A 19,044-nucleotide genomic window follows, 5' to 3' on the forward strand; every position below is an offset into this window, starting at 1 on the left:
ATGAGACGCACCCGCATCATCGGCATCACCGCGGGCCTCGCCCTCGTCGCCGTCGCGGCCGCCACCGGCGTGAGCGCCCTGGAGGAGGACGGGAAGACCACCGTCACCGCCTACTTCGAACGCGCCACCGGCGTCTACGCCGGATCCGACCTGCGGATCCTCGGCGTCAAGGTCGGGACCGTCGCATCCGTCGAACCCCGCGGCAAGGAGGTGAAAGTCGTGCTGCGCCTCGACCGTGGCATCGACGTCCCCCAGGACGCCCACGCCGTCGTCGTCGCCCCCAGCCTCGTCGCCGACCGCTACGTCCAGCTCGCCCCGGCCTACGACGGCGGCCCCCGGCTCGCCGACGACGCGGTCCTGCCCGCCGCCCGCAACGCCACCCCCGTCGAGGTCGACGAGCTGTACGCCTCCATCACCGAACTCTCCACCGCGCTCGGCCCGAACGGAGCCAACGCCGACGGGGCGCTCGCCCGGCTCCTGGACACCGGGGCGAAGAACCTCGACGGCAACGGCAAGGCCATCGGGGACTCCATCGAGCAGTTCGGCAAGGCCACCAAGACGCTCGACAAGTCCAGCGGCGACCTGTTCGACACCCTGGCCCACCTCCAGTCCTTCACCACCATGCTCAAGGAGAACGACGGCAACGTCCGCAGCGCCGAGCAGCAGCTGAACACGGTCACCTCCTTCCTCGCCGACGACAAGAAGAACCTCAGCGCGGCCCTCAAGGAACTCGGCACCGCTCTCGGCCAGGTCAAGACGTTCATCGCCAAGAACCGCGGCGCGCTCAAGAAGAACGTCGAGGCGCTGGTGCCCGTCACCCAGGCGCTCGTCGACCAGCGCGCCTCGCTCGCCGAGGCGATGGACACCCTCCCGCTCGCCGCGGGCAACGTCCTGAACGCCTACGACCCCGCCAACCGCACCCTCAACGGGCGCACCAACCTCAACGAACTGTCCATGGGCGGGCCGCTCGTCGACCCCGGGGCCGCCTCCGCCGCCGGCCGGCTCACCGGGCTCGCACCCGTCGACGCGATCCGCCGCGAGGCCCTGCCCGTCCTGCCGCTCCCGGAGGTCGGCACGGTCTACGGCACCCCGAAGAAGCAGCCCGGCAAGCAGCCCGGCCAGGAGAAGGGGGCGCGAGGATGAACGACGACGACCGGCGCAGACCCGTCGCACGGGCGGCCCTCGGAGCCGTGGCCCTGCTCGCCACCGGAGCGCTGATCGCCCTGGTCGTGGTCCGCCCCGACGGCCCCTCCTTCACCGGCATCGAACAGATACCCCTGCCCGGCGGCGCCGACCTCGGCGACCGGCCGTACGAGGTCACCGCCGAGTTCGGCGACGTCCTCAGCCTCGCACCGCAGTCCTCGGTCAAGGTCAACGACGTGGCCGTGGGACGCGTCACGAAGATCGCACTGGCCCCGGACGGCTGGCGGGCCCGGGTCACCATGCGGGTGAACGGGAAGATCGAACTCCCCGCGAACTCCTACGCCCGCCTCGAACAGTCCAGCCTGCTCGGCGAGAAGTTCATCCAGCTCGCCCCGCCCCCCGAGGGCACCGCACGCGGGTCGCTCGCCTCCGGCGGCCGCATCCCGCACTCCCGCACCAACCGGAACCCGGAGGTCGAAGAGGTCTTCGGCGCCCTGTCCCTGCTCCTCAACGGGGGCGGCGTCCAGCAGCTCAAGACCATCACCACCGAACTCAACAAGGCGCTCGCCGGGCAGGAGCCGCAGATCCGCTCCATGCTCAACCGGGTCGACACCCTCGTGACCGACCTGGACGAGAACAAGGGCGACATCACCAAGGCCCTGGACGGCGTCAACCGCCTCGCCGCCACCCTCGCCACCCGCAAGCAGGACGTCGGCACGGTCCTCACCGGGCTCAGCCCCGGACTCAAGGTCCTGGAGAAACAGCGCGGCTCGCTGCTGACCATGCTGCGCTCCCTCGACACCCTCTCCACCGTGGCCGTCGACACGATCAACCGGAGCAAAGCCGACATGATCGCGGACCTCAAGGCGCTCGCCCCCACTCTCAAGGCGCTCGCCGACTCCGGCCAGGACCTCCCCGACTCCCTCCAGGTGCTGTTGACCTACCCGTTCACGGACGAGGTGCTGCGCGGCGTCAAGGGCGACTACCTCAACGTCTACCTGGACGTGACGGCCCTGCCCGGTACGCAGATCATCCCCGCCCTGACCCCGGATCCTCCCGGGATCCCGCTGCCGCCGGCCGAGGGAGGGGGCGCGGTCGCCCGGGGCGCGCTGCCCCTGCCGCTGCCCACCGTGGCGGGAACGCCGAAGCCCGACGCCTCCGGAACCTCGAGGACGGCCGCGCCCGAGGCGTCGAGGCCGGAGAAGGAGGCGACACCGTGATCACCCTCTCCATCCGGCTGAAGAACCTCGCCTTCCTCGTCATCGCCGTTCTGGTCCTCGGCTACCTGGGTGTGCGGTACGCCGATCTCGGCCACTACGTCGGACTGCGCAGCTACTACACCGTCACGGTCCAGCTCCCGCAGACGGGCGGCCTGTACACCCATTCCAACGTCACCTACCGGGGCGTCTCCGTGGGCCGCGTCGGCCCCATTGAGCTGACCGACGACGGTGTCGAGGCCGAGCTGCGGATCGAGAAAGACGCGCCGCCGATCCCGGACAGCCTCACCGCCGTCGTCGCGAACCTCTCGGCGGTCGGCGAGCAGTACGTCGATCTGCGGCCCACCCGCGAGGACGGCCCCTTCCTGGGCAACGGCTCGGTGATCGACGAGGCCGACACCACCACCCCCGCGCCCCCCACCGATGTCCTCACCAGCGTCGACGACCTGGCGAGCTCCGTGGACCTGGAGAGCCTGCGGACCGTCGTCGAGGAGTTCGGGGCAGCCTTCGAGGGGCGCGGCGACGACCTCCAGGTCCTGCTGGACACCAGCGGTGACTTCATCGAGGCCGCGGACAAGGCCCTGCCGGTCACCACCCGGCTGATGGCCGACGGCGAGCGCGTCCTGCGCACCCAGGCCGAACAGGGACAGGCGCTCAAGGGCTTCGCCTCGGGGGCCAAGGAACTGGCCGCCGAACTCAAGGGCTCCGACGCCGACCTGCGCCGCCTCATCGCGACCACCCCGGACGCCGCCGTCCAGATCAGCGGGCTGCTGCGCGACCTGGACCCCGCCTTCGGTGTCGTCGTCGCCAACCTCCTCACCACATCGGAGGTCGCCGTCACCCGTCAGCGAGGCCTGGAGGAACTCCTCGTGAAGCTGCCCGCCGTCGCCGCCGCCGGAGCGAGCGCGGTCGACGACGACGGCGCCCGGTTCGGGATGTCCGTCACCTTCTTCGAACCGCTCCCGTGCACCGCGGGCTACGGCGGCACGGTCTACCGCAACGGCCTCAACACCTCGGACGGACCCGCCGTGAACACCGCCGCCCGCTGCACGTCCTCGCCCGGCACCGGCATCAACGTCCGGGGCAGCGCCAACGCCCCCAAGGGCGGCCCGGTGCCGGAACCAGCCGTTCCGGGCAGGATGAAGCTGCCCGGAACGACCAACTCCGGTTCCGCGCCCGCGCAGCCGCCGACCGAAGGCATGGCCGGGCTGCTGGGTCTGGAAGGCGGCTCATGACCCCCCGCACCCGCCGCCGGACCGGCTGGGCCGTCCTGCTCGTCGCCGCCCTGCTCTGCGGCCTGGGCGCCTGGTCGTACGGGCAGGCGCGCGGGGACCGCTCCCTGTCCTACGCGAAGGCCCGCGACGCGGCCCTGGCCGACGGCAAGCGGCACCTCGCGACGCTGAACAGCCTGGACGGCGAGAGCGCGCAGCGGGTCGACGACGGTCTGCGGGGCTGGCTGGACTCCTCCACGGGGCCGCTGCGCGACCAGCTGGAGCGGACCCGGAAGGCCGACGCGAAGTCCCTGACGACCGCGGGTGACTCGGCCCGGGGCAAGGTCACGTCGGCGGCGCTGACGGCACTGGACGAGCGCACGGGCACGGCGGAGCTGATCGCCACCGTGGACGTCGAGGTCACCCCGCGCTCCGGCGCGGCCGGCACCCAGCGCAAACGGTTCGAGGCGACCCTCGCGCGTACGGCCGACGGCTGGAAGGTCAAGGCGCTCACAGCGATCGGGACGGGCGGTGGCCGATGAAGCAGCGGGGAGGAACGACCACGGTGGACGACACGGCTACGGACGTAACGAACGTATCGGACCCGACGGACGCCACGGACGCCACGGCGGAGACGGCCGAGACGGCCGCGGTGGACACGACGGACGTGCCGGAAGCGACCGCGGTGGACACGAAGGACGCGACGGATGCGACGGACGTGTCCCGCCGCCGGTGGCCACGCGTCCTCGGCACACTGCTGACGGTCGCCCTGATCGCCACCGGCGGGGCCCTGTACGCCGAGGGCCGCCACCTGCGGGACACCCCGGCCACGGCGAACCTCGCGCTCACCGACGCGGAGGCGACGGCCCGGGTCACCGGCGACGTCAGCAGCGCGCTCGGGAAGATCTTCTCGTACGGCCCCGGGGCCACCGCCGTGACCAGGGCGGCGGCGAAGGAGGTCCTGGCGGGCAAGGCGCTCCAGCAGTACGCGGCGCTGTTCGGCCAGGTCGAGCGGCAGTCCGCCGACCAGAAGCTGACGCTCACCACCGAGGTCGTCCGGGCCGGGGTGACCCGGCTGACCGACAGCAGTGCCCACCTCCTGGTCTTCCTCGACCAGGTCTACGAGCGCCGGGGCCGCGCCCCCACCACCGCCTCCGCGCAGCTCACGGTGGTCGCGGAACTGCGCGACGGGCGCTGGTGGATCGTCGGGATCGGCTCCACGTGAGGGCGGGCCGGAGGCGATGGCGCACCGGTCCGGTTCGGCAGGCAGGGGAGAGGCAGCACATGGCACGGCAGGAAACGGGACGACAGGACTCGGCACGGCAGGACATGGCACAGGAGGACACGGCACGGCAGGACTCGGCGCGGCAGGGCACGGCACAGGAGAGCACGGTGCCCGCAGAGGCGGTACGGACGCCGGCGAGGAACCCGCTGGTGATCGTCGCGCTGGCCCTGGCGATATGCGCGGCCGGAGCGGCGGGCTGGGGCGGCTGGCTGCGCTACGAGGCCACGCACGACGACGCGGCGTCCTTCGCGCGGACGCGGGACGACGCGCTGGCGGCGGGAGAACAGGCGGTGCAGAACATGAACACCCTGGACCACCGGTCGCTGGAGAAGGGGCTCGACAGCTGGGAGCAGTCCACCACCGGCGACCTGCACCGCCAACTTGTGGACGGCCGCGATGCGTTCGCCGGGCAGATCGCCGAGGCGAAGACGGTGAGCACGGCCGAGGTCCTCTCGGGCGCGGTGACCGAGCTGGACCAACGGGCCGGCCGGGCGGGGGTGATGGTGGCGCTACGGGTCACCGTGACCGCGCCCAAGGGTGAACCGGCGGTGAAGGAGAGCCGGTTGCTCGGGAGTCTCACCCGCACCGCCGATGGGTGGAAGCTCAGCGCGCTGGGCCAGGCACCCGTCGGCGGCACCGGCGGCTGACCTCCGCCCGCACCCGCCCCGCCCCGCACGCCCCGGAGAGGACCCCGCCCATGTCGACGACCCGTCACCTCGTGAACCGCCGCCGCCGGCTGGCCACGGCACCACCGCGTACGGCGGGGGCCGAGACGGAGCCGGCACCCGAGCAGGTCACCGCTGATACCACCGCCGCCGCTGATACCGGACCGCAGGCGACGGCAAGCGCGGCAGCCGATGGCGATGCCGACACCGACCTCGGTGCCGCCCGGCCCGACACCGCTCCGGACGCGCCGGCGGCCGACCCCCGTGGCCGGGCGTCCCGCCGGCGCGTCGTCGTCCTCGCCGCGCTGTGCGCCCTCACGGTCCTCCTCGGGGCCTTCGCCGCCTGGGCGTTCGCCTCGGCCGACGGCCTCCGTGACGAACCGGCCCGGCAGAACTCCGCGCTCACCGACATCGGCCGGACCAGCGAGGTGAAGGGCCGGATCAGCGAGGCGGTCGGCGCGGTGTTCTCGTACGACTACGCCTCGCCCGCCCGGTCCGACCGCGCCGCGAGCACGTATCTGACCGGCCGGGCCGTGCGGCAGCACAAGGACATGCTCGCCGACGTCCGGGAGCAGGCCCCGAAGCAGAAGCTCGTCCTGACCACCACCGTGACCGAGAGCGGGGTCGAGTTCCTCGACGGCGACCGCGCCCGGCTGCTGATCTTCGCCGACCAGAGCAACACCCGTACCGGCAAGGACGAGGAGACGACGTACGCGGCGGCCATGTTCGCCGTGGACGCCGTCCGCCGGGGGGACACCTGGCTGATCGCCGCCATCGACACGTTCACCCGCTGAGCCCCGGAGAGGGAGTGGAGTCCGGATGAGCATCAACCGCACGGTGCGCCGCAGGATCGGCGCCACGGCCACCGCCGTCGCCGCGATGACCGCGCTCACCACGTCCCAGGCCCCGGGGTTCGCGGTGCCCGAGCCCCGGCCGGGCAAGGCGGCGACCTCCGACGACGTCGTGTGGAGCGAGGTGCCGGGCGACGACGCCTATCACACCGAGTTACCTCCGCTGCGGTCCCCGGAGCCGCCCGCGCCCCTGAAGCCCGGGGCGAAAACCGACCCGCTCGTGGCCCGCGCCTGGTCCGAGGCGGGCATTCCGGCGACCGTGCTGGCCGCCTACCGCAAGGCCGAGAGCGCGATGGACCGCGGCGACCCGGGCTGCGGGCTGCCGTGGCAGCTGCTCGCGGCGATCGGCAAGGTCGAGTCCGGCCAGGCGTCCGGCGGCAGGGTCGACGCGCGCGGGACGACGCTCACCCCGATCCTCGGCCCCGCGCTCGACGGGAACGGCTTCGCGTTGATCCGGGACACCGACGACGGGGCGTACGACGGGGACCGCGCCTACGACCGGGCCGTCGGGCCGATGCAGTTCATCCCCTCGACCTGGGCCGCCTGGGGCGCGGACGGCAACGGTGACGGCCGCCGGGACCCGAACAACATCTACGACGCGGCGCTCGCGGCCGGGCGCTACCTCTGTGCCGGGTCCCGCGATCTGACCCGCCGCGCCGACCTGGACCGGGCGATCCTCAGCTACAACCGCTCCGACACGTATCTGCGGACCGTGCTGTCGTGGCTGGAGTTCTACCGCAACGGCAGCCACCCGGTCGCCGACGGCAAGGGCGTCCTCCCGGTCAGTCCCGGCCCCGGCGGGAAGACCCCGCCCAAGGCCCCGGTCGGCGGGCCCGGCGCGCCGGAACGTCCCGGCAAGGGCGACGGAGGCGTCGTCGTCGGCCCGCAGCCCACCCGCCCGCCGGGTCCGACGCCCACCCCCCGTCCCACCGGCCCCGGCTCACCGAGCCCGAGCCCCGACCCGACGGACCCCGGCCCCACCGACCCCGGCCCGAGCCCCAGCCCCGACCCGACCGACCCGGGCCCGAGCCCCAGTCCCGACCCGACCGACCCCGGCCCCACCGATCCGGGCCCGAGCCCCAGCCCCGACCCGACAGACCCCGGCCCCACCACACCGCCCGACCCCGGCCCGGGCTGCCCCGACGACACCCCGTCACCTTCGCCCTCGGATTCCTCTCCGAGCGAGGAGCCCCCGGGGAGCCAGGACGAACCCGGCGATCCGTGTGTGCCGGGCGAAGGGTCCGGCGGCTGAGCCCGGTTCGGTCCGCGCGTTTCGCTCCTGTGCCCGGCCCAGGCGCTCTCCGGGGCCGGAAATGCACGTGTGCGGGAGACGCATAGGTGCGATTCCGATTTCGTCGGGTAGCCGGGCAGGTGAAGGCCCGCAGCGGTCCTTCACTATTCCTGGGAGGAAACAGTGGCGAAGAAGGCGTTTCTGGCTGTGGTTTCGGTTTCTCTGGGTGCGACCGTGCTCGTCGGATGCGGCGGGGAGAAAAGCAGCGAGGAGGCGTTCGGCGGAAAAAGCGCGGATACCATCGCGGCGGACGCGGTCAAGGCGACGCGTGACGCGAAATCCGTACGGATCGAGGGGAACGCGCGGCAACAGGGTGGGGGCGAGATAGGTCTCGATTTCCATGTCGACAATCAGGACCGGTGCAAGGGCACGATGACCGGCCAGGGTGCCAAGGCCGATGTCCTGCAGATCGGGCAGCAGGTCTATGTGCGCGGTGACGAGAAGTTCTGGCAGAACTCGCTCCAGGGCAAGCCCGGTACCGACGGGGCGGTCGAGCAACTGCAGGGCAAGTGGGTGAAGTCCGAACCGGGCCAGTCCGGCACCGAGGGAATGTGTGACAAGCAGGCGTTTCTGGCCTCGCTGGACAGCGACAAGTCCGAGCGGAAGGGATTGAAGAAGGGGGACACCACGGAGATCGACGGGCAGTCGGTACTGGCCCTGGAGAAGAAGCAGTCGGGTGGTGAGAAGATCACCATGTACGTCGCCACCGAGGGTGAGCCCTTTATCCTCAAGGCGGTCACGGAGGGCGGAGACGCCCCGGGTGAGGTCGTGCTGAGCGATTACAACAAGAAGGTCGAAGCGCAGGCGCCGGCCGACGCCGACCTGGTCGACCCGAAGGAAATCACCGCCTGACCGGGGAAGCGTTTGTGTGCGTGACGCATGACCCATGAGGCCCTTCGCGCGGTGCGTTCTCGCCTCCGGCACGGAACTGCTCTCCCCGAGGGAGAGCGGACGGTGCCGGAGGCGGGAACGCGCCGGGGTCACGCCCGCCCGGGATGGTCGCCCGGCCCGTGTGCCCGGCCTGCCAGAGGAGTGGGCGAGAGGTCGGTCCGTTCCTCGCCGGGTTCCAGCAGGGTGTCCGCCGGGCCGAGGATGAGCGGGTCCGGTGTGCCTACGGCCTTCTCGTCCTTGCTGTCGTAGTCGAAACGCCACAGAAGACTGCGCATCGCCTCCAGCCTGCCGCGCTTCTTGTCGTTGCTCTTCACCACGGTCCACGGCGCGTACTCGGTGTCCGTGGCCCGGAACATCTCGACCTTCGCGGTGGTGTACTCGTCCCAGAGATCCAAGGAAGCCAGGTCGGTCGGCGACAGCTTCCACTGGCGCACCGGGTCGACCTGCCGGATCGCGAAGCGGGTCCGCTGCTCACCGCGGGAGACCGAGAACCAGAACTTCACCAGCAGGACACCGTCGTCGACGAGCATCCGCTCGAACTGCGGGGCCTGCCTCAGGAAGTGCTCGTACTGCTCCGGCGTGCAGAAGCCCATCACCCGTTCCACCCCGGCCCGGTTGTACCAGGAGCGGTCGAAGAAGACGATCTCGCCGGCGGTCGGCAGATGAGCCACGTACCGCTGGAAGTACCACTGCCCGCTCTCGCGCTCGGTGGGCTTCTCCAGGGCGACCACGCGCGCCCCACGCGGGTTGAGCCGCTCGGTGAACCGCTGGATCGTGCCGCCCTTGCCCGCCGCGTCGCGGCCCTCGCACAGGACCACCAGCCGCTGCCCGCTCTCGCGGACCCACCGCTGGAGCTTCAGGAGCTCGATCTGGAGGAAACGTTTCTCCCGTTCGTACTCCCCGCGGCGCACCTTCCGGTCGTACGGGTAGTTCTCCCGCCATGTCTCAAGAGGACGGCCCTGCTCGTCGAGGAGCACGGGCTGCTCGGGGCGCCGGCCGTCGACGGTCAGTCCCTTCAGCAGCTCCGCGGGGTCGGTGTTCCGGCCGTCGTCGGTCATGGTCGTGTCCCCGTTCGCTTCACGGTCCGGTGCGGCGGGAGAGGCCCCGGCCCGCCGCGGATGAGGCCTCTCCCGCACGGGCGTGTGCCCCCGCAGCCGCCCGGCATGTCCGAGCCGCCGCGGTGGCCGGGATCAGCCGCCTGACAACACCTCGGACAGGTCGAAGGAGACGACCTCCTCCAACTGTGCGTACGTACAGTCGGCGGGGGACCGGTCCGGCCGCCACCGACGGAACTGGGTGGTGTGCCGGAACCGGTCGCCCTCCATGTGGTCGTAGGCCACCTCGCACACCCGCTCCGGGCGCAGCGGCACCCAGGACTGGTCCTTCTTGCCCGACCAGCGGTTCTGCGTCCCCGGCAGCCGGGACTGCTCGTGCGCCGCCGCGTCCGCCCAGGCGGCCCACGGATGTTCGGCGGACCCGACGCGCAGCGGCACGAGTTCCTCGGCCAGCTCGGCGCGCCGCTTCATCGGGAAGGCGGCGCAGACACCGACGTGCTGGAGCACGCCGTCGGCGTTGTACAGGCCGAGCAGGAGCGAGCCGACGACCGGGCCACTCTTGTGCTCGCGATAGCCCGCCACCACGACGTCGGCGGTCCGCTCGTGCTTGATCTTGTACATCGCCCGGGCATCCGGCCGGTAGGGGAGATCGAGCGGTTTGGCCACGATCCCGTCGAGCCCGGCCCCCTCGTACCGGTCGAACCACTCCCGGGCGACCTCGATGTCCGTGGTGGCCGGGGCGAGGAAGACGGGCGCGGACGCTTCCGAGAGCGCTGCCCCCAGCACCTCCCGCCGGTCCGCCTGCCGGGTGGGGAGAAGGGAGGTGTCGTCGACGGCGAGGACGTCGAAGGCGATCAGGCTCGCCGGGGTCTGCTCGGCGAGCAGCCGCACCCGGGAGTCCGCCGGATGGATGCGCTCGCTGAGCCGCTCGAAGTCGAGGCGCCCCTCGTGGGCGATGACGATCTCCCCGTCGATCACACAGCGCGGCGGCAGGTTCTCCCGTACGACGTCGACCAGGTCGGGGAAGTAGCGGGTCAGCGACTTGCCCGTGCGGCTGCCGATCTCCACCTCGTCGCCGTCCCGGTACACGATCGCCCGGAAGCCGTCCCACTTCGCCTCGTAGCTCATGCCCGGCGGGATCTTGGAGACCGACTTGGCGAGCATCGGCTTCACGGGCGGCATCACCGGCAGGTCCATGCGCCGATTCTGGCCCGCCCGCCCGCCCATGTCTCCCGATGTGCGGCATATGTGCGACCGGCCTACGGTGGCCGTCATGGGAGCAGCGGTGGAGCTGGACGCGGGCGGACGGGCCGTGAGGCTGTCCAACCCGGACAAGGTGTACTTCCCCGAGAAGGGCTACACCAAGAGGGACGTGGCCGAGTACTTCCTGGCGGTGGGGCCGGGGATCACCCGGGCCCTGAACAACCGGCCGACCACGCTCCAACGCTTCGTGGACGGGGTGGAGGGCGAATTCTTCTACCAGAAGCGGGCCCCGAAGAACCTTCCCGAGTGGATCCCCACCGCCCACATCGCCTTCCCGAGCGGCCGTTCCGCCGACGAGATCTGCCCGACCGAACTCGCCGCCGTCATCTGGGCCGCCAACCTCGGCACCCTCACCTTCCACCCCTGGCCCGTCCGTGGCGGGGACACCGACCACCCGGACGAACTCCGCATCGACCTGGACCCGCAGCCCGGCACCGACTACGCCGACGCCGTCACCGCCGCCCACGAAATGCGCTCCGTCCTGGAGGACCACGGCGTACGCGGCTGGCCCAAGACCTCCGGAGGCCGGGGCATCCACATCTTCGTGCCCATCGAGCCCGTCCGGACCTTCACCGAGGTGCGCCGCGCGGCCATCGCCGCCGGGCGCGAGCTGGAGCGGCGGATGCCCGAGCGGGTGACGACCGCCTGGTGGAAGGAGGAGCGCGGCGAGCGCATCTTCGTCGACTACAACCAGACCGCCCGCGACCGCACCATCGCCTCCGCCTACTCCGTACGCCCCTTCCCGCACGCCCCGGTCTCCGCGCCGCTGCGGTGGGAGGAGATCGACGACGCCGAACCGCGCGACTTCGACATCGTCACGCTCCCGGCGCGCTACGCCGAACTCGGCGACGTCCACGCCGACATGGACCAGGAGGCGTTCCGGCTCGACGCCCTGCTGGAGCTGGCCGACCGGGACGGGAAGGAGCGCGGGCTCGGTGACATGCCCTATCCGCCGGAGTATCCGAAGATGCCCGGCGAGCCCAAGCGCGTCCAGCCCAGCCGCGCCCGCCACGACGACGATGACGGCGAGATGGCGTGAGCGGGAGCGGCGAGCACGGCGCGCACGGTCGGACCCCGACTCTCCGCGAGCGCTGGGAGGCGTACAAGAACGGCCCGTTCCTCCCCGCGACCGTCCTCGTCCTGATCGTCGCCGCCGCGGCCGGCCTCTTCGCCGGCTCCTACACGTACGCGATGGCCGACCCGACCCCGCACCGCATCCCCGCCGCCCTGGTCACCCGGCCGGAGGCGGCGCGCGGCGAGACGTTCGTCGCGGGCATGGAGAAGGCCCTGGACGCCTCCCTCGAACTGCGCGAGTATCCCGACGTCGCCGACGCCCGCCGCGCCCTGAACGAGCAGAAGGTCTTCGCCATCGTGCGCGCGTCGGACGGGGGAGTGGCGCTCGACGTGGCCGGAGCCTCCGGCGCGTCCGTGGCCGAACTGCTCGGCAGGGCGGGTCTGGAGGTGGGGGAGGCCACCGGCGTCGAGGTCACGGTCCGTGACATCAAGCCGCTCCAGCGGGGCGACCCGCGCGGACTCGCCCTGTTCTACATCTCGCTGGCCGCCGTGATCATGGGCTTCCTCGGCGCGATCCAGCTCAGCGTGCACGCCCACGGCCTCAATCCGGCCGAGCGGATCGCCTTCACCGTCGCCTACGCCCTGCTCGGGGGGTTCGCCATCGCGGCGGCGGTGGACTGGTGGCTCGGGGCGGTGAACCTGCCGTTCGTCCAGTCCTGGCTGATCCTGGCGTTCACGATGTTCACCTCCGGCATGGTCTTCACCATGTTCAACACGTTGATGGGCCGCTGGGCGATGATCCCCACCTGGGGCGTCATGGTGCTGCTCGGCAACCCGTCATCCGGCGGCGCGGTGTCCTGGCCGCTGCTGCCCTCGGCGCTCGGGCACATCGGCCGCTGGCTGCCGCCGGGAGCCTCCGTCAACGCCCAGCACACCGCCGTGTACTACCAGGGCCACCAGTTCGTCTTCCCGTACCTGGTCCTCGCCGGCTGGGCGCTGGTCTCCTGCACGGTGTTCTGGGTGTGGCGCCACCGGCACCCCGGTGGCCGCGCCCGCACGCCGGAGCATGCGGACGCGGCCACCTGAGCGGGCCCCGCGGTCTACAGCTCCTTGATCCGGATGTCGCGGTACGAGATGACGTCGGTGACGCCGTGCACCTGGAGCCCGATGTAACCGGAGGCGAACCGCCGGCCGTCGGTGCCCGGGTCGTCGCCCCGCGGCGGCTCGAAGAGCTGGCCCCGGGTGTTGTCGAACTCGTTGATCAGGACACCGTTGCGGTAGATCTCGTAGTGCTGGTCCACCACCTTGATCTCGTAGTCGTTCCAGGTTCCCTTCGGTGTGACCCCGGCGCCGCCGAGCCCCACCCGGTCGAAGCCGTACACCGAACCGGTCTTGTACATGTCGCCGTCCGGCCGGTCGTTGATCTGGATCTCATGGCCGTACTTGATGGCGACCCACTCCGGACGTGACTCCTCCGGGTGGTCGTGGACCTTCGGGAAGCGGACGAAGACCCCGCCGTTGGCGTTGCCCGAGCCCGGGGCGTCGTCCCGCCACTGGAGCTTGAGCGAGTAGTCGCCGTAGGCCCGGTTCGGCAGCCACAGCATGCCCATCCCGTCCACCGTGGTGGAGCTGGTGATGGAGCCCTCCTCCTCGTTCAGCTCGAACTTGCCGCCGCCCACGTGGCTCCATTTGGCGAGCGAGGCCGCCGTGCCGTCGAAGAGCTTGGTGTAGCCCTCGACCTGGCCCGGCTTCCCGATGCCCGACTCCTTGGCGGCCTGGTAGATCGCCCGGCGCTCACGCCGGTCGATGACGCCGTCGGTCCTCAACTTGTCGAGCACCGTCGTCACGTGCTTGAGGAACAGCGCGTGCGAGGACCAGTCCTTCTCGTCCTCGATCAGTTCGTTGATCGTGCAGCGGTTACGGGTGATCCGGTTCGGGACGCCCGTGTCGACCGTGCCGACGAAGACGGTGTGCCGCTCGTCGAACTCCGCGCAGTTCGGCGCGGGAACCCCACCGCCCTGGGCGATGGTGAACGACACCTTCTTCGCCTCGGAGGTGTTGCCCGCCTTGTCCGTCGCCCGGTGGGCGATGGAGTGGTAGCCGACCCGGTCGACGATCACCGGAGCGGTGTACGCCAGATAGGGACCGCCGTCGAGGGAGTACTCGACCTTGTCCACGCCCGAGTCGTCATCGGTCGCCGAGACGGCGGCCTTGGCGCTGGTGATGAACGCCCCGTCGCTGTTCTTGTCGCCCTCCACCTTCACCGAGGTCTCCGGAGCCGTCCGGTCCTGGGACGGCGGCTCGACCACGGTGAAGTCGACGGCCTTCCCGTCCGCCACGTTGCCCGACCGGTCGGTGGCCCGGTAGCGGACCTGGTGCTCGCCGAGCTCGTGGACCATCACCGGTGCGGTGTACGGCTGCCAGGCGCCGTCCGCGCCGAGCGCGTACTCGATGGTGTTGACGCCGGACCCGGTGTCGGACGCGGTCACGGTGACCGTGGCCATCCCCAGGTACGCGCCCGCGTCGTCCTTCTCGCCCGAGACGGTCGCCGAGGTCTCCGGCGGCGTCGTGTCGTCGGTCGGCGGCGCGGCGACCGCGAAGTCGACGGACTTCTCCGCCGCCACATTGCCCGCCTTGTCGGTGGCCCGGTAGCGGACCGTGTGGTCGCCGACCTCGTTCACCACGACGGGCGTGGTGTAGGGCTGCCACGCGCCGTCCGCCCCGAGGGCGAACTCGACGGTGTCGACGCCGGAGCCCGTGTCGGTGGCCTCGACGGCGACGGTGGCCTGGCCGATGTAGGCGCCGTCGCCGTTCTGGTCGCCGTCGACCTTCGCCGAGGTCGCGGGGGCCTCGGTGTCCTCGCCGCTGCCCTCGGTGACGGTCAGGATGCCCTGCATCATGCCGTGGCCCGGGATCGTGCAGTGGTAGAAGTACCGGCCGGGCGACAGCGTGACCTCCACGCTGTGCTTGCCGCCCTCGGCGTCGCCGGGGTTGGCCAGGATGTTCAGCTGGACGTCGTTGTTGAACTCCGGGTCCGACACGCCGAACGTCAGCGTGTGCGGCATGCTCGTCGTGTTCCCGGTGGCCGTGCTGTTCTCGAAGACGATGGTCGCCCGGCCGGCCACCGCCGTCTTCGGCGCGGACAGGTAGCGGTCGATCGGGTCGCCCGCGGTCCAGGTCAGCACCTGGTCGGCGGCAGCGGCGGGAGCGTCGTCCCCCTTGCCGTACGCGGCCGTCGAGGTCAGGCCGAGGACCATCAGGAGGGAGGCCAGCAGGGCCACCCAGAAGCTCGGCGGACGGTGCCGCCCGCGTGTCAGGAGCGAGTGGTGTCTCACTTCGCCGCCGCCTTTCCGACGAGATCCTTGGCGGCCGGGGTCGCGGCGCCGCCCTTGTACGTCACGCGCCACAGCGCCGACTTGGAGTCGGAGGTGAAGAAGCCTCGCCCGTAGTCCAGGACGTACAGCGAACCGTCCGGCGCGAACTTCCAGTCCATCAGGTTGCGGATGCCGTCCGCCCCGACCGGGATGATCTTCTTCAACGACTCGGCGTGCGTGGGCAGTCCGCCCTTGCCGACCGTCTTCGGGTCGGTGAGCACCGCGTGCCGGGGCTGGGTGGCGTCGTAGAAGTCGCCGACGAACCACTTGCCGTCCCAGTAGGCGGGCCACTTGGCGGTGGACTCGCTCTGCGCGTCGTAGCGGTAGACCGGGCCGTTCATCGTGGCCTGCCCGCCGCCCTTGAGCCAGGGGAGCAGTTCCGTGCCCTCCTCCGTCTTGTAGCTCGGTACGCCGTTCTCGTCGCGCGGGTAGTCGACCCCGCCGCCCTGCGGGGAGTACCAGATCGTGTTCGGGGTCACCGGCGGCAGCTTGACCAGGCCGTCGTTGTGCGGCGACTCGTTCTTCGGGGCGTCGCAGTCGTACCAGCCCAGCGGCTTGGTCGGGTCGGGCAGATTACGGTCCCGGTAGGGCTGGTTGTTGCCCATGCAGTACGGCCAGCCGTGGTTGCCCGCCTTGGTGATCGCGGCGAACGTGTCGTACTTCGCCGGACCCCAGGTGGTGGACGGGGAACCCGCGTCGGGGCCGACCCAGCCCGCGTACAGCGTGTCCGTCGAGGTGTCGATCGAGATCCGGGCGGGGTTGCGCACGCCCATCACGTAGATCTCGCCACGGGTCTTCCCGCCGCCCTCGTCCGGCTCCTTGCCGGTGAAGAGGTTGCCTTCGGGCAGGGTGTACGTGCCGTCGTCCTCCGGGTGGATCCGCAGGATCTTCCCGTTGAGGTTGTTGGTGTTGCCCGCGGTGCGCCGCGCGTCGGCGAAGGCGACGCCCTTGTAGTTCGGCTGCGGGTTGTTGCCGGAGTAACCGTCGCTGAATCCGGAGGAGTTGTTGTCACCGGTCGCGATGTACAGGTTGTCCTGCGAGTCCCAGGCCATGCCGCCGCCCGCGTGGCAGCAGCTGTTGATCTGCACCGGCCAGCCGAGCAGCACCTTCTCCGAGGCCAGGTCCAGCTTGTTGGTCGCGGAGTCGAAGGTGAACCGGGAGACCTGCCGGGTCGCCATGCGCTTGTCGCGGTCGATCTTCGCGTGCGGGGTGTAGTGCAGGTACACCCATCCGTTGGAGGCGAAGTCCGGGTCCAGCTCGATACCGAGCAGCCCCTCCTCGACCTTGACCAGTTCGTCGCCGCCGCCCTTGTTGCCGAAGACGTCCAGCGCGCCCGCAAGGGTGACCTTCTTGGTCTTCGGGTCGTAGACGTGGATCTCGCCCTTGCCCTTGCCGATGTCCGGGTCGTTCCAGTCGATGACGACGGGGGCGGAGCTGTCGGCCCCGCCGCGCCCGATGTAGAGGACCCGCCCGTCCGGCGCGGTCACCAGACCGTGCGGTTCACCGATCTGGTCGTTCTGGCCCGGCTGGTTGGGCTGGGTCAGACGCTCGGCGGTGTAGTTGGAGGTGATGGTCGCCTTGCAGTCGGCCTGCGAGGTCCGGTTCGTCCAGGCGAGGGCGCCGCGCAGATGGTCGCGGAAGTCGGTCTCCGCGAAGCTGTTGACCGTACCGCCCATGGCCGTGTAGAAGGACCGGCCGCCGTCGTAGTCGCGGCACCAGGAGACCGGGTGGTCCCAGCCGTTGGCGCTCGCGCCCGGCTTGTACGTCGTCTCCCGTACGCGCGCCACGGTGTGCACGTCACCCGACGGGTTCTTCGTCCAGTTCAGCCACTTGTCCGGGCGCTTCCACTCCAGCGGCAGATTCTTGGTGGCCGGGTGGATCCGGTCCCCGATCTCGACGGTCGCCCGCTGCGTGGAAGCCGGGCTGTTCGCCGCGGGGCGGGCGCCGACCAGCCCGGTGAACCAGTCCGAGTACGGCTCCGTGCGCGCCGCGTCATGGATGCCGAGGAAGCCGCCGCCCGCCTCCATGTAGGCCTCCAGGCCCGCTTCCTGCTCCGGGTCGAGGACGTCGCCCCCGCCGGTCAGGAAGACGACGGCATGGAAGGAGCCGAGCCGCTTGCCGTTGGTGAAGACCCTGGGGTCGGCGGTGGCCACGGTGGCGAACCGCCCGGCCTCCGGGCCGCTCAGCCCGATCTTCTCGATCGCCGCGATGCCGGCGTCCGTGTACGGCGCCTCGTCGCCGGCCGAGGCGTGGAAGACCAGCACCTTGACCTGCTTGGCGGAACCGGGCGGAGTCGGCAAGGACAACGTTGTCGCCATCTTCTCGACCAGGGCCCGGTCCGGCGACGGATCCGCGCTGGCCGGGCCGCCGCCGCCCAGCATGGACACGGTCAGTGCGCCGGCCGCCACGGCCGCCGCGAGGCCGCGTCGTGATCTGGACCGGTGATGTGATGCGCGCTGCATGTGGTCACCCACCCCTCTGGGTCACTGCACCTCTCGGTGACTGTGGCTTGCTCACTCTTCGTCGGTACCTCTTGATTCACTGTGACAGCGCACGAAGCTAGACCTCTTTTCGCGGTAGGCCAATAGGTATGGCAGCAATCGTGTGAACTTTGTCCTGGGTGTGGATAAACGAGGGTGCCCCGGCTACGGTGTGGCCCGTTCCGGAATCCCGTGAGCGCCGTTCCGTTCCTGCGGCATCGCCAGTTCTCTTCTCGCAGTAGGGAGTTCGACATGGACCGAAGGACCTTCAGCCGGCGGATGCTGGTCGGGGGCGCAGCCGCGGCCGCGACCGGGGTGACATCGTTGTCGCTCGGGGCGGTGGAGGCGCGCTCGGCCGAGAACCCGCCGCGTACGGCCCCGGCCGGCGGAGTGGTGCGCCGACTCAGGATGTACGCCGAGAAGTTGCCGAACGGCGAGCTGGGTTACGGCTTCGAGAAGGGCAAGGCCTCGATCCCCGGCCCCCTCATCGAGCTGAACGAGGGCGACACGGTCCACATCGAGTTCGAGAACCTCACCGATGTCGACGCCAGCCTCCACGTCCACGGCGTCGACTACGACATCGCCAACGACGGCACCCGGATGAACAGGAGTCACGTCGAGCCCGGCGGCACCCGGACGTACACCTGGCGCACCCACGCCCCGGGCCTCCGCAAGGACGGCACCTACGAGCCGGGCAGCGCGGGCTACTGGCACTACCACGACCACGTCGTCGGCACGGATCACGGCACCGGCGGCATCCGCAAGGGGCTGTACGGGCCGGTCGTCGTGCGCCGCAAGGGCGACATCCTGCCCGACCAGACCTGCACGGTCGTCTTCAACGACATGATGATCAACAACAAGACGGCCCACAACAGCGTCAACTTCGAGGCCACGGTGGGTGACCGGCTCGAATTCGTGATGATCACGCACGGCGAGTACTACCACACCTTCCATATCCACGGTCACCGCTGGGCGGACAACCGGACCGGCATCCTCACCGGCCCCGACGACCCGAGCCGGGTCATCGACAACAAGATCTGTGGCCCCGCGGACTCCTTCGGCCTCCAGATCATCGCGGGCGAACGCGTGGGCGCGGGCGCGTGGATGTACCACTGCCACGTCCAGAGTCACTCCGACATGGGGATGGCGGGGCTGCTGCTGATCAAGAAACCCGACGGCACGATCCCGGGCTACGAGCCCCACCATGCGGCGGGCGGCGCGGAGAAGAAGGCCGAGGAGAAGAGCGGCACGAAGAGCGCCGAGGAGAAGGCCGGGACGGGCGCGGGGGAGCACCGGCACTGACC

Annotated in this window: 16 protein-coding genes; 12 read left to right on the plus strand and 4 right to left on the minus strand. The window is 70.9% G+C overall.

Annotated elements, in window-relative coordinates:
• The 9 genes from PSQ21_RS31805 (at nt 1) to PSQ21_RS31845 (ending at nt 8,515) form a co-directional block, all read left to right on the plus strand.
• Nucleotides 1-1,143: an MCE family protein gene (locus PSQ21_RS31805; RefSeq protein WP_274034774.1), complete on the plus strand. Its 1,143-nt coding sequence runs from the start codon at nt 1-3 to the stop codon at nt 1,141-1,143.
• Nucleotides 1,140-2,363, plus strand: coding sequence for an MCE family protein (locus tag PSQ21_RS31810; RefSeq protein ID WP_274034776.1), 1,224 nt, complete (start codon nt 1,140-1,142; stop codon nt 2,361-2,363). The genes PSQ21_RS31805 and PSQ21_RS31810 overlap by 4 nt, the downstream gene beginning before the upstream one ends.
• The gene (locus PSQ21_RS31815; protein WP_274034778.1) at nt 2,360-3,595 is read left to right on the plus strand and encodes an MCE family protein; all 1,236 of its coding nucleotides are present in this window, start codon (nt 2,360-2,362) and stop codon (nt 3,593-3,595) included. Before PSQ21_RS31810 ends, PSQ21_RS31815 begins: the two co-directional genes overlap by 4 nt.
• On the plus strand, nt 3,592-4,113 hold the full coding sequence (locus PSQ21_RS31820; protein ID WP_274034780.1) for a hypothetical protein: 522 nt from the start codon (nt 3,592-3,594) through the stop codon (nt 4,111-4,113). The genes PSQ21_RS31815 and PSQ21_RS31820 overlap by 4 nt, the downstream gene beginning before the upstream one ends.
• Nucleotides 4,110-4,796 (plus strand): hypothetical protein, encoded by a 687-nt coding sequence (locus PSQ21_RS31825; protein WP_274034781.1) that lies wholly within the window; start codon nt 4,110-4,112, stop codon nt 4,794-4,796. The genes PSQ21_RS31820 and PSQ21_RS31825 overlap by 4 nt, the downstream gene beginning before the upstream one ends.
• Before the next feature lie 209 nt (nt 4,797-5,005).
• Nucleotides 5,006-5,503 carry a hypothetical protein gene (locus PSQ21_RS31830; protein WP_274036037.1) on the plus strand — a complete coding sequence of 166 codons (498 nt, stop codon included), beginning with the start codon at nt 5,006-5,008 and terminating at the stop codon, nt 5,501-5,503.
• A 50-nt stretch (nt 5,504-5,553) separates the two neighbouring features.
• The gene (locus tag PSQ21_RS31835) at nt 5,554-6,315 is read left to right on the plus strand and encodes a hypothetical protein (protein WP_274034782.1); all 762 of its coding nucleotides are present in this window, start codon (nt 5,554-5,556) and stop codon (nt 6,313-6,315) included.
• A 25-nt stretch (nt 6,316-6,340) separates the two neighbouring features.
• Nucleotides 6,341-7,624, plus strand: coding sequence for a lytic transglycosylase domain-containing protein (locus PSQ21_RS31840; protein ID WP_274034783.1), 1,284 nt, complete (start codon nt 6,341-6,343; stop codon nt 7,622-7,624).
• Nucleotides 7,625-7,786: 162 nt separating this feature from the next.
• Complete coding sequence (locus PSQ21_RS31845; RefSeq protein WP_274034784.1) at nt 7,787-8,515, plus strand: hypothetical protein; 729 nt, start codon at nt 7,787-7,789, stop codon at nt 8,513-8,515.
• 128 nt (nt 8,516-8,643) lie between these two features.
• Here PSQ21_RS31845 and ppk2 read toward each other — a convergent pair whose 3' ends face one another.
• Nucleotides 8,644-9,612: a polyphosphate kinase 2 gene (ppk2, locus tag PSQ21_RS31850; protein WP_274034785.1), complete on the minus strand. Its 969-nt coding sequence runs from the start codon at nt 9,610-9,612 to the stop codon at nt 8,644-8,646.
• 132 nt (nt 9,613-9,744) lie between these two features.
• On the minus strand, nt 9,745-10,806 hold the full coding sequence (locus PSQ21_RS31855; RefSeq protein WP_274034787.1) for an ATP-dependent DNA ligase: 1,062 nt from the start codon (nt 10,804-10,806) through the stop codon (nt 9,745-9,747).
• A 76-nt stretch (nt 10,807-10,882) separates the two neighbouring features.
• Between PSQ21_RS31855 and ligD the strand changes: the two genes are divergently transcribed.
• Together ligD and PSQ21_RS31865 are read left to right on the plus strand one after the other, a co-directional pair.
• On the plus strand, nt 10,883-11,911 hold the full coding sequence (ligD, locus tag PSQ21_RS31860; protein WP_274034789.1) for a non-homologous end-joining DNA ligase: 1,029 nt from the start codon (nt 10,883-10,885) through the stop codon (nt 11,909-11,911).
• Nucleotides 11,908-12,972: an ABC transporter permease gene (locus PSQ21_RS31865; protein WP_274034790.1), complete on the plus strand. Its 1,065-nt coding sequence runs from the start codon at nt 11,908-11,910 to the stop codon at nt 12,970-12,972. The genes ligD and PSQ21_RS31865 overlap by 4 nt, the downstream gene beginning before the upstream one ends.
• Nucleotides 12,973-12,986: 14 nt before the next feature.
• On the opposite strand, the gene PSQ21_RS31870 is transcribed toward PSQ21_RS31865, so the two are convergent.
• Together PSQ21_RS31870 and PSQ21_RS31875 are read right to left on the minus strand one after the other, a co-directional pair.
• Nucleotides 12,987-15,221, minus strand: coding sequence for an OmpL47-type beta-barrel domain-containing protein (locus tag PSQ21_RS31870; RefSeq protein WP_274034791.1), 2,235 nt, complete (start codon nt 15,219-15,221; stop codon nt 12,987-12,989).
• Nucleotides 15,218-17,722, minus strand: a complete 2,505-nt coding sequence (locus PSQ21_RS31875) for a ThuA domain-containing protein (RefSeq protein ID WP_274034793.1) — start codon at nt 17,720-17,722, stop codon at nt 15,218-15,220. Before PSQ21_RS31875 ends, PSQ21_RS31870 begins: the two co-directional genes overlap by 4 nt.
• Nucleotides 17,723-17,992: 270 nt before the next feature.
• Between PSQ21_RS31875 and PSQ21_RS31880 the strand changes: the two genes are divergently transcribed.
• On the plus strand, nt 17,993-19,042 hold the full coding sequence (locus PSQ21_RS31880) for a multicopper oxidase domain-containing protein (protein WP_274034795.1): 1,050 nt from the start codon (nt 17,993-17,995) through the stop codon (nt 19,040-19,042).
• Nucleotides 19,043-19,044 lie beyond the last annotated feature (2 nt).

It is taken from the genome of Streptomyces sp. MMBL 11-1 (assembly GCF_028622875.1).
Classification (GTDB): Bacteria; Actinomycetota; Actinomycetes; order Streptomycetales; family Streptomycetaceae; genus Streptomyces.

Coding starts and splice junctions, on each gene's coding strand:
- PSQ21_RS31840 (WP_274034783.1), top strand. CDS start 6,341: ATGAGCATCAACCGCACGGTGCGCCGCAGGATCGGCGCCACGGCCACC.
- PSQ21_RS31810 (WP_274034776.1), top strand. CDS start 1,140: ATGAACGACGACGACCGGCGCAGACCCGTCGCACGGGCGGCCCTCGGA.
- ligD (WP_274034789.1), top strand. CDS start 10,883: ATGGGAGCAGCGGTGGAGCTGGACGCGGGCGGACGGGCCGTGAGGCTG.
- PSQ21_RS31880 (WP_274034795.1), top strand. CDS start 17,993: ATGGACCGAAGGACCTTCAGCCGGCGGATGCTGGTCGGGGGCGCAGCC.
- ppk2 (WP_274034785.1), bottom strand. CDS start 9,612: ATGACCGACGACGGCCGGAACACCGACCCCGCGGAGCTGCTGAAGGGA.
- PSQ21_RS31820 (WP_274034780.1), top strand. CDS start 3,592: ATGACCCCCCGCACCCGCCGCCGGACCGGCTGGGCCGTCCTGCTCGTC.
- PSQ21_RS31825 (WP_274034781.1), top strand. CDS start 4,110: ATGAAGCAGCGGGGAGGAACGACCACGGTGGACGACACGGCTACGGAC.
- PSQ21_RS31875 (WP_274034793.1), bottom strand. CDS start 17,722: ATGCAGCGCGCATCACATCACCGGTCCAGATCACGACGCGGCCTCGCG.
- PSQ21_RS31855 (WP_274034787.1), bottom strand. CDS start 10,806: ATGGACCTGCCGGTGATGCCGCCCGTGAAGCCGATGCTCGCCAAGTCG.
- PSQ21_RS31835 (WP_274034782.1), top strand. CDS start 5,554: ATGTCGACGACCCGTCACCTCGTGAACCGCCGCCGCCGGCTGGCCACG.
- PSQ21_RS31805 (WP_274034774.1), top strand. CDS start 1: ATGAGACGCACCCGCATCATCGGCATCACCGCGGGCCTCGCCCTCGTC.